Here is an 8,160-nt window from a genome sequence, read left to right on the forward strand (position 1 = left end):
CTCTCCCCCCTGACGGGCGGAGAGGGGGGACATGGCACCCTCTCCGCCCGCTGGCGGGGGGAGTGGGCGGGGGGTGAGGTGGGCAAGGCCGGGCATCACCGCGTCAGGCTCTCGACCAGCTTGGCGAAGGCGAGGGCGCGGTGGCTGATGGCGTGTTTCGCCGCCGCCTCGATTTCGCCGAAGGTCTCGGTCATGCCATCGGCCTGGAACATCGAATCATAGCCGAAGCCGTTGGTGCCCCGGGGCGGCCAGACCAGCGTGCCATGCACTTCACCGACGAAGGTGGTGCAGGTCCCGTCCGGCCGGGCGAGGGCAAGGGCACAGGTGAAGAAGGCGCGGCGCGCCTCGGGCGTCAGGGCGCCCTTCTCCCGCAGCAACCGCTCGATCTTCGCCATGGCCAGGGCGAAATCCTTGTCCGGCCCGGCCCAGCGCGCCGAATAGATGCCGGGATCGCCGCCCAGCGCCTCGACCGACAGGCCGGAATCATCGGCCAGCGCCGGCAGGCCCGAGGCCAGGGCCGCCGCCTTCGCCTTCAGCTCGGCATTGCCGGTGAATGTCGTCTCCGTCTCCTCCGGCTCGGGCAGGCCGAGGCTGCCGGCGGAGACCGGCTCGATCCCGAAGGGGGCGAGAAGTTCGGCGATCTCCCGCACCTTGCCCGCATTGTGGCTGGCGACCACCAGCTTGCCGCTGAGCCGCATCAGAACAGGCCGAGCGCCTGGCGCTGATAGGTGACGAGGCGGGTGATGCCGTTCTGCGCCAGGGCGAAGAGATTGGCGAACTCCTCGGGCGAGAAGGGCGCCGCTTCCGCCGTGCCCTGGATCTCGATGATCTGGCCGGTGCCGGTCAGGACGAAATTGGCATCCGCCTCCGCCCCCGAATCCTCGGAATAATCGAGGTCGAGCAAGGCCCTGCCGCCAACGATGCCGCAGGAGACGGCGGCGACCTCGGTCCGGATCGGGTTTTCCTTGAGCGCGCCCTTGTTCATCAGGAATTCGATCGCCTGATAAAGCGCGACATAAGACCCGGTGACCGAGGCTGTGCGGGTGCCGCCATCGGCCTGGATCACGTCGCAGTCGATCTTGATCGACACTTCGCCCAGCTTGTTCAGGTCGATGGCGGCGCGCAGGGCCCGGCCGATCAGGCGCTGGATTTCCTGGGTCCGGCCCGACTGCTTGCCCTTGGCGGCCTCGCGGTCGTTCCGGCTGTGGGTGGAGCGGGGCAACATGCCGTATTCGGCGGTGACCCAGCCCCGGCCCTGGCCGCGCAGCCAGGACGGCACGCGCTCCTCGACCGAGGCGGTGCAGAGCACATGGGTATCGCCGAAGCGCACGAAGCACGAGCCTTCGGCATGTTTCGAGAAGCCGGGCTCGAGGCTGATCGGCCGCAACTGGTCGGCCTGACGGCCCTCTGCGCGCATGAGGTTTTTCCTGCTGAAGATGTCCGGCCGCCCTTTTAACCTCTCGGCGCCCCGCTTGCACCCCTCACTTGATCAGGGTGCGTCGGGAGGCCAGCGCCGCGCACCGTGAAACACGGCGAGAATATCGATGGCGTCAGGTCCAACCGAATAGACTGCGACATAGGGCGTCCTCGAAATCACCAATTCTCGGGTATCAGCGACACGGCCAGCCCTTCCGAGATGCGGATGCTCGGACAACCGGGCCACGGTTTCGAGGATCGAAGTCAAGAGCCGGAATGGTCCAGCGGACGCGCATGATCAGCGCGGCGCGAATTTGCGCGCGATGGCCGCCATCTCCTCGTCGGAAGCAAAATCGCCTCGATGCGCCGCGGCCAGGCCGTCCTTGATGCGCTCCACCTGCCAGGCATTGACTGTCAGGTCATCGGCGATCGCCTGTGCGACCAGCCATTGGCGCGGCCGGCCGGTCTGGTCGGTAAGCCGGTCGAGGGCGGCGGCGGTTTCATCGTCGAGACGGATGGTCGGGGCTGTGGGCATTCCGTAGTCCCCTATCGGCCTGAAATTCGATCAGGCCCGATGTTAGCACTCTGGATTTTCATCCCGAACCGAAGAAACTGCCAGGCAGCCCCCTCAATGCCGGGCGGCTAGGTCGGCCTTGTAATATTCGGCGGCGAAATCCCGCTCGCTCAGGTCTGCCGCGCTCAGGATCAGACGTACATCGGCCTGCACGGGACCCGACTTCGCCCCGCCGCCTGTGATCGTTTCGACATTGGCGATGGAGCCGTTGGACGATACGGCCGAGACCACCAACCCCGGCGGCGCGCTCACCGCCGCCACGAGCGCCTGCCCGACGGGAAAATAGGTGCCCGCCTCCTCCGCCGTCGCGATCGAGAAATACCGGCTCTCCTCCGCCCGTGCCGGACCGAGCCCCAGCGCCAACACAGCCGCCACGACCAGACCGAATCATTCCCCTCATGGCCGATCCCCCGTTTCCCCAAGCGATGCTTGTAGGGGATCGGTGGCGGATCAATAGGGCGTGGGTGGGGGGTAATGTGGGGACACTATTGGAGTGCGCCCCCTCAATTCGCCCCCTTGCTGACGCACGCAATGAGTTATACGTGGATCTTATATTGGCTTCGTGCACAAACGGTGTTGCCAAACCATTTAATCCGTGTATTCTGTATAGGCATCCTAACCCGATGCCATTTCCAAAACAAATTATCGAGGCACTAATTATGGCGAGCAGATTGAAGCAGATGAACCCCAACACGGCGTGGCACCTCATGGTGCGCGGCGCAATCAAGGGGGCGGAACAAGCAGGCTATTCACTTAAGCGCCAACCAGGCCGAGGCCTTTCCAACACTTACGAGGCGACAAAAAACGGCGAGACCAAGATTCTTAGCATCCGGACAACGCAGGATCGCTGGATTGCATTCCCGCCGCTTGAGAATGGCACTCGATGGAAAACGCTAGACGATGTCGATCTCGTATTGGTGTCGGCCGTTAATGACCGCGAAAATCCTCAGAGCATCGATGTTTATATTTTCCCAGCGGATGAAGTACGAAATCGCTTTAATGCTTCTTATGCAGCCCGTATCAGCAATGGGCACACCGTGCGCGATAATTACGGCATGTGGATTATGCTCGATAAAGACAACAATAAAATGGCAAGTCATGTTGGTAACGGACTTGCGGCGGATTATCCTGCAATCGCACATTTTACAATTGATAGCCTAGAGGCAGACGAAAATAATATTATTCATGAAGATAAAATTGTTAATACAGAAATAATATTCAATGATAAAAATACAACTGAATATAACTTTCGAACAATTTCTGATATATTGACGTTTGCTCGAATGAAAATCGCCGAGATTTCTGGTCTACCAACTGACTCCGTGAGCCTTGAGCTCAAATTGGGCCTCTGATTAACAGCCGACGAGGCTGGCGATATGGTGGTATTACGTCACAGAATCGCCCCCGCCCCTCCAGCAGAGACATGGTAACGGGAGCGCATTCGGGGCACGGTACCCAAATTGGGCGGCCCCGATACACTAGCGACTTAATATTGAATCCTCACATTTAGTATACTCTCGCTGCAGCGTGGCGGGCCTTGTCTGGCCCGCCACAGCCGATTTTGCACCCCTCCCCCCTCAATGCTGGGCGGCGATCTCCGCCTTCAGCTTCGCGATTTCCCTCGCCTGCACCGTCACGGTTTCGCGTAAGGCCGCGATGGTGCGGTCGGCGTCGGCGAGGACGGGAGTGGGTTTGGCGGGGCCGGCGGCGCGCAGGATGGGCGAGAGGGCGGCGGCGGTTTCGCGGTTGGCCCGGTCGCGGGCGAGGACGTCCCAGTAGGTCATGGCGTGACTCCGTCTGTGTTCGTCTTGGGGACGGGTAGTGAACGCCTGTCCGCGCGGCGAGTCCACCCCTTGCCCCTCCACCCCTTGCCCCCCGGGGAAGCGGCGCGCTGATTGACGCCCCCTCCCCCACTTCCTACAGTGCGGGGCTCAAGCACCATGTCAGGAAACGGGAATGATCCAGGAGCTGAACGAGCGTTCACGCCAGATCTTCCGCACCATCGTCGAGGCTTACCTCGAGACGGGCGAGCCGGTCGGCTCGCGCACCCTGGCCCAGCGCCTGGGCATCGCGCTGTCGCCGGCGTCGATCCGCAATGTGATGCAGGATCTGGAACATGCCGGCCTGCTTTATTCCCCCCATGCCTCGGCCGGGCGGATGCCGACCCAGGCCGGGCTTCGCATCTTCGTCGACAGTTTCCTTGAACTTGGCAATCTGACCGAGGACGAGCGCCGCTCGATCGAGGCCCATGGTGCCGCCGCCGGCAAATCGGTCGAGGACCTGCTGACCGAGGCGACGAAACAGCTGTCCGGCCTGTCGCAATGCGCCGGCCTCGTCGTCGCGCCGAAGACGGACAAGGCGCTGTCCCATGTCGAATTCGTCTATCTCGGCCCCGGGCGGGCGCTGGCCGTGCTGGTCTCGGAAGACGGCTCGGTCGAGAACCGCATCGTCGAGGTGCCGGCGGGCCTGACCCCCAGCGCGCTGCAGGAAGCCTCGAACTACATGTCCGCCCGGCTCGGCGGCCGCACCATGGCCGAGGGGCGCAGCCGGATCCTGAGCGAGATCGACGAGCGCCGCGCCGAACTCGACCTGCTCGCCGCCAAGGTGGTGGAGGCGGGCCTTGCCACCTGGGCGGGGGACGAGGAACGCAACACGCTGATCGTTTCCGGCCGCGCCCGGCTGCTGGACGATCTCACCGCGCTTGCGGATCTCGAGCGGGTGCGGCAATTGTTCGACGATCTTGAATCCAAACGCGACGTGCTCCAACTGATGGAGCTGGCGCAGGACGCCGATGGGGTGCGCATCTTCATCGGTTCGGAGAACAAGCTGTTCAGCCTGTCCGGCTCGTCCCTCATCGTCGCGCCCTTCCGGCGCAAGGACGAGCGGATCGTCGGCATGATCGGCGTGATCGCGCCGACGAGAGTGAATTACGGGCGCGTCATCCCCATGGTGGATTACACCGCGAGGATGATCGGCCGCCTGATGACCTGATTGTATCGTGGACCCGAAATGACGACCGAGACCGAAAACATCGACCCGACCCCGACCGACGCTCAAGCCCCGGCCGAGCCCCCCGCCGGCCCCACGGTCGAGAGCCTGCAGGCCGAAGTCGCCGACCTCAAGGACAAGCTGCTGCGCGCCTTCGCCGAGGCGGAGAACATCCGCCGCCGGAGCGAGCGCGAGCGCGAGGACACGGCGAAATATGCCGTGACCAAATTCGCCCGCGACCTGACCTCGGTCGCCGACAACCTGCGCCGCGCGATCGAGGCCGTGCCGGCCGAGGCTCGCACCGGCGACGAGGCGGTGGCCAACCTGCTGGCCGGCGTCGAGATGACTGAGCGCGAGTTGCTGTCCGCCTTCGAAAAGGCCTCAATCACCCGCATCGCCCCGGCCCTGGGCGAGAAGGCGGACCCGAACAAGCACGAAGTCCTGTTCGAGATCCCCGGTACCGGCCAGCCGGGCGGCGCCATCATCCAGGTGGTGCAGACCGGCTACCAGATCCACGACCGCCTGCTGCGCGCGGCCAAGGTCGGCGTCGCCAAGGCCGAGGCCCCGGTCGCCCCGGTCGACCAGACGGCGTAACCGCGACCAGCCTCAGCCGTTGTCGCGGGCGAAGGCGATGGCGGCCACGGCAAGGTCGCGATGGCGCTCGAGGGTGGCGATTCCGCCCTCGAGCGCGATCCATTCCCGCATCCGGCTGCGGCCGAAGGGCTGGAACGGATGGGCGCGGCCCGTGTCGACCGCCGCGCTCGCCACCGCTTGCGGAACCCGCAGCGCGATCTCGGTGCCGAAGACGCAAAGCGCCATGCGACGGCCGTGATAGACCGCCGGACAACCGAACATGCTCCCCCGGCGGACTTCCGGGTCGATCGTCGCGGCTTCAAGGAAAACGGCTTCGAACAAGGCCGTGTCGTGCTGCACCGTCTTCACCGCCACCCCCGCCGATACCGCCATCGATCCCCGTTCAGCCTGCCTTCGGGGCGGGGTTCGAGGCAAGAGCGGCGGCGCTGACGTTTTTTTCATCACGCAAATCACGGAACCTCTTGCCGCCCGTTGCGGCCTCAAAAATCCCGCCCTATATAAGCCACAGCGCGAACGGGGGCATTTTCGGCCTCCTTCGCCCGTTCCCGGAAATCAGGGGGCATTGCCGGTGCCGTTCGGGCCGCCGATGCCTGCCGAAAAGGAGAGAGTCATGGGTAAGGTTATCGGTATCGACCTTGGCACCACCAATTCCTGCGTCGCGATCATGGATGGCGCCAAGCCCAAGGTGCTCGAGAACGCGGAGGGCGCTCGCACCACCCCGTCCATGGTCGGCTTTTCCGGCGATGGCGAACGCCTGATCGGCCAGGCGGCCAAGCGTCAGGGCGTCACCAATCCCGAAGGCACGCTGTTCGCGATCAAGCGCCTGATCGGCCGCTCGTTCAACGACCCGATGACCCAGAAGGACAAGGGCATGGTGCCCTATAATATCGTCAAGGCGGACAATGGCGATGCCTGGGTCGATATTCGCGGCACCAAATACAGCCCCAGCCAGGTTTCCGCCTTCATCCTGCAGAAGATGAAGGAAACCGCCGAATCTTTCCTGGGCGAGACCGTCACCCAGGCCGTGATCACGGTCCCCGCCTATTTCAACGACGCCCAGCGCCAGGCGACCAAGGACGCCGGCCGCATCGCCGGCCTCGAAGTGCTGCGCATCATCAACGAGCCGACCGCGGCGGCCCTCGCCTATGGCCTCGACAAGCAGGACGGCAAGGTGATCGCGGTCTATGACCTCGGCGGCGGCACGTTCGACGTCTCGGTGCTCGAGATCGGCGACGGCGTGTTCGAGGTGAAGTCGACCAATGGCGACACTTTCCTCGGCGGTGAAGATTTCGACATGCGCCTCGTCGACTATCTGGCCGACGAATTCAAGCGCGAGAACGGCGGCATTGATCTTCGCAAGGACAAGCTCGCCCTGCAGCGCCTGAAGGAGGCCGCGGAAAAGGCCAAGATCGAGCTGTCGTCGGCGATGCAGACCGAGGTGAACCTGCCGTTCATCACCGCCGATGCGACCGGCCCGAAGCATCTGACCCTGCGCCTGACCCGCGCCAAGTTCGAGAGCCTCGTGGACGATCTCGTCCAGCGCACCATCGAGCCCTGCCAGAAGGCCCTGAAGGACGCCGGCCTGTCGGCCGGCCAGATCGACGAGGTTGTCCTCGTCGGCGGCATGACCCGGATGCCGAAAATCCAGGAAATCGTGAAGAGCTTCTTCGGCAAGGAGCCCCACAAGGGCGTGAACCCGGACGAAGTCGTTGCCATGGGCGCCGCCATCCAGGCCGGCGTGCTGCAGGGCGACGTCCGCGACGTGCTGCTGCTCGACGTCTCGCCGCTGTCGCTCGGCATCGAGACCCTGGGCGGCGTCTTCACCCGCCTGATCGAGCGCAATACGACGATCCCGACCAAGAAGAGCCAGACCTTCTCCACCGCCGATGACAATCAGAGCGCGGTGACGATCCGGGTCTTCCAGGGCGAGCGCGAGATGGCGGCGGACAACAAGCTGCTCGGCCAGTTCGACCTGATGGGCATTCCGCCGGCGCCGCGCGGCGCGCCGCAGATCGAGGTGACCTTCGACATCGACGCCAACGGCATCGTCCAGGTCTCGGCCAAGGACAAGGGCACCGGCAAGGAACAGCAGATCCGCATCCAGGCCTCGGGCGGTCTTTCCGATGCCGACATCGAGAAGATGGTGAAGGACGCCGAGGCCCATGCCGCCGAGGACAAGAAGAAGAAGGAACTGGTCGAGGCCCGCAATGGCGCCGAAGGCCTGATCCATTCGACCGAGCGGAACCTGACCGAACATGCCGACAAGATCGACGCCGGTGACAAGGCGGCGGTCGATGCGGCGGTCGCCGATCTGCGCGGCGTCCTTGCCGGCGAGGATGTCGAGGCGATCAAGACCAGGACCGAAGCCCTCGCCAATGCGGCGATGAAGATCGGCGAGGCCATCTACAAGGCGGAAGCGGAAAAGGCCCAGGGCGCGGCGGCGGGTGCCGGCGCCTCGGCCGGTGCGGCCCCCGACGGCGAAGACGTGGTCGACGCCGACTTCGAGGAAGTGGACGACAAGAAGAAGTCCAACTGATCCGCTGCACACCGACAGGACGTGGCGTGCCGGCCGTTGCCCGTAAGGGGAC

Annotated in this window: 11 protein-coding genes; 4 read left to right on the forward strand and 7 right to left on the reverse strand. The window is 64.3% G+C overall.

Features of this window, described 5'->3' with window-relative positions:
- Positions 1 to 95: 95 nt before the first annotated feature.
- From rdgB to WAZ62_RS01725, 5 genes are all read right to left on the reverse strand, one after another.
- Complete coding sequence (gene rdgB / locus WAZ62_RS01705; protein ID WP_422641801.1) at positions 96 to 698, reverse strand: RdgB/HAM1 family non-canonical purine NTP pyrophosphatase; 603 nt, start codon at positions 696 to 698, stop codon at positions 96 to 98.
- Entirely contained in the window at positions 698 to 1,417 is a 720-nt protein-coding gene (gene rph, locus WAZ62_RS01710; protein ID WP_422641802.1) for a ribonuclease PH, read from the reverse strand. The genes rdgB and rph overlap by 1 nt, the downstream gene beginning before the upstream one ends.
- 72 nt (positions 1,418 to 1,489) lie before the next feature.
- Positions 1,490 to 1,684 carry a type II toxin-antitoxin system RelE/ParE family toxin gene (locus WAZ62_RS01715; RefSeq protein ID WP_422641803.1) on the reverse strand — a complete coding sequence of 65 codons (195 nt, stop codon included), beginning with the start codon at positions 1,682 to 1,684 and terminating at the stop codon, positions 1,490 to 1,492.
- A 30-nt stretch (positions 1,685 to 1,714) separates the two neighbouring features.
- Positions 1,715 to 1,951: a CopG family ribbon-helix-helix protein gene (locus tag WAZ62_RS01720; RefSeq protein ID WP_422641804.1), complete on the reverse strand. Its 237-nt coding sequence runs from the start codon at positions 1,949 to 1,951 to the stop codon at positions 1,715 to 1,717.
- 93 nt (positions 1,952 to 2,044) lie between these two features.
- The gene (locus WAZ62_RS01725) at positions 2,045 to 2,365 is read right to left on the reverse strand and encodes a TAXI family TRAP transporter solute-binding subunit (RefSeq protein WP_422641805.1); all 321 of its coding nucleotides are present in this window, start codon (positions 2,363 to 2,365) and stop codon (positions 2,045 to 2,047) included.
- Positions 2,366 to 2,532: 167 nt separating this feature from the next.
- On the opposite strand from WAZ62_RS01725, the gene WAZ62_RS01730 reads away from it, so the two are divergent.
- Positions 2,533 to 3,342 carry a hypothetical protein gene (locus WAZ62_RS01730; protein WP_422641806.1) on the forward strand — a complete coding sequence of 270 codons (810 nt, stop codon included), beginning with the start codon at positions 2,533 to 2,535 and terminating at the stop codon, positions 3,340 to 3,342.
- Positions 3,343 to 3,567: 225 nt separating this feature from the next.
- On the opposite strand, the gene WAZ62_RS01735 is transcribed toward WAZ62_RS01730, so the two are convergent.
- On the reverse strand, positions 3,568 to 3,774 hold the full coding sequence (locus tag WAZ62_RS01735; RefSeq protein WP_422641807.1) for a hypothetical protein: 207 nt from the start codon (positions 3,772 to 3,774) through the stop codon (positions 3,568 to 3,570).
- 172 nt (positions 3,775 to 3,946) lie between these two features.
- Between WAZ62_RS01735 and hrcA the strand changes: the two genes are divergently transcribed.
- Both hrcA and grpE read left to right on the forward strand, forming a co-directional pair.
- A complete protein-coding gene (gene hrcA / locus WAZ62_RS01740) occupies positions 3,947 to 4,981 on the forward strand; it encodes a heat-inducible transcriptional repressor HrcA (RefSeq protein ID WP_422641808.1) in 1,035 nt (344 codons plus the stop codon).
- Positions 4,982 to 4,999: 18 nt separating this feature from the next.
- Positions 5,000 to 5,572 (forward strand): nucleotide exchange factor GrpE, encoded by a 573-nt coding sequence (grpE, locus tag WAZ62_RS01745; protein ID WP_422641809.1) that lies wholly within the window; start codon positions 5,000 to 5,002, stop codon positions 5,570 to 5,572.
- A 12-nt stretch (positions 5,573 to 5,584) separates the two neighbouring features.
- On the opposite strand, the gene WAZ62_RS01750 is transcribed toward grpE, so the two are convergent.
- Positions 5,585 to 5,944: a hypothetical protein gene (locus WAZ62_RS01750; protein WP_422641810.1), complete on the reverse strand. Its 360-nt coding sequence runs from the start codon at positions 5,942 to 5,944 to the stop codon at positions 5,585 to 5,587.
- A 238-nt stretch (positions 5,945 to 6,182) separates the two neighbouring features.
- Between WAZ62_RS01750 and dnaK the strand changes: the two genes are divergently transcribed.
- A complete protein-coding gene (gene dnaK / locus WAZ62_RS01755; RefSeq protein ID WP_422641811.1) occupies positions 6,183 to 8,108 on the forward strand; it encodes a molecular chaperone DnaK in 1,926 nt (641 codons plus the stop codon).
- Positions 8,109 to 8,160 lie beyond the last annotated feature (52 nt).

It is taken from the genome of Zavarzinia sp. (assembly GCF_049306435.1).
Taxonomy (GTDB): Bacteria; Pseudomonadota; Alphaproteobacteria; order Zavarziniales; family Zavarziniaceae; genus Zavarzinia.

Coding starts and splice junctions, on each gene's coding strand:
- rph (WP_422641802.1), bottom strand. CDS start 1,417: ATGCGCGCAGAGGGCCGTCAGGCCGACCAGTTGCGGCCGATCAGCCTC.
- hrcA (WP_422641808.1), top strand. CDS start 3,947: ATGATCCAGGAGCTGAACGAGCGTTCACGCCAGATCTTCCGCACCATC.
- WAZ62_RS01750 (WP_422641810.1), bottom strand. CDS start 5,944: ATGGCGGTATCGGCGGGGGTGGCGGTGAAGACGGTGCAGCACGACACG.
- dnaK (WP_422641811.1), top strand. CDS start 6,183: ATGGGTAAGGTTATCGGTATCGACCTTGGCACCACCAATTCCTGCGTC.
- grpE (WP_422641809.1), top strand. CDS start 5,000: ATGACGACCGAGACCGAAAACATCGACCCGACCCCGACCGACGCTCAA.
- WAZ62_RS01735 (WP_422641807.1), bottom strand. CDS start 3,774: ATGACCTACTGGGACGTCCTCGCCCGCGACCGGGCCAACCGCGAAACC.
- WAZ62_RS01720 (WP_422641804.1), bottom strand. CDS start 1,951: ATGCCCACAGCCCCGACCATCCGTCTCGACGATGAAACCGCCGCCGCC.
- rdgB (WP_422641801.1), bottom strand. CDS start 698: ATGCGGCTCAGCGGCAAGCTGGTGGTCGCCAGCCACAATGCGGGCAAG.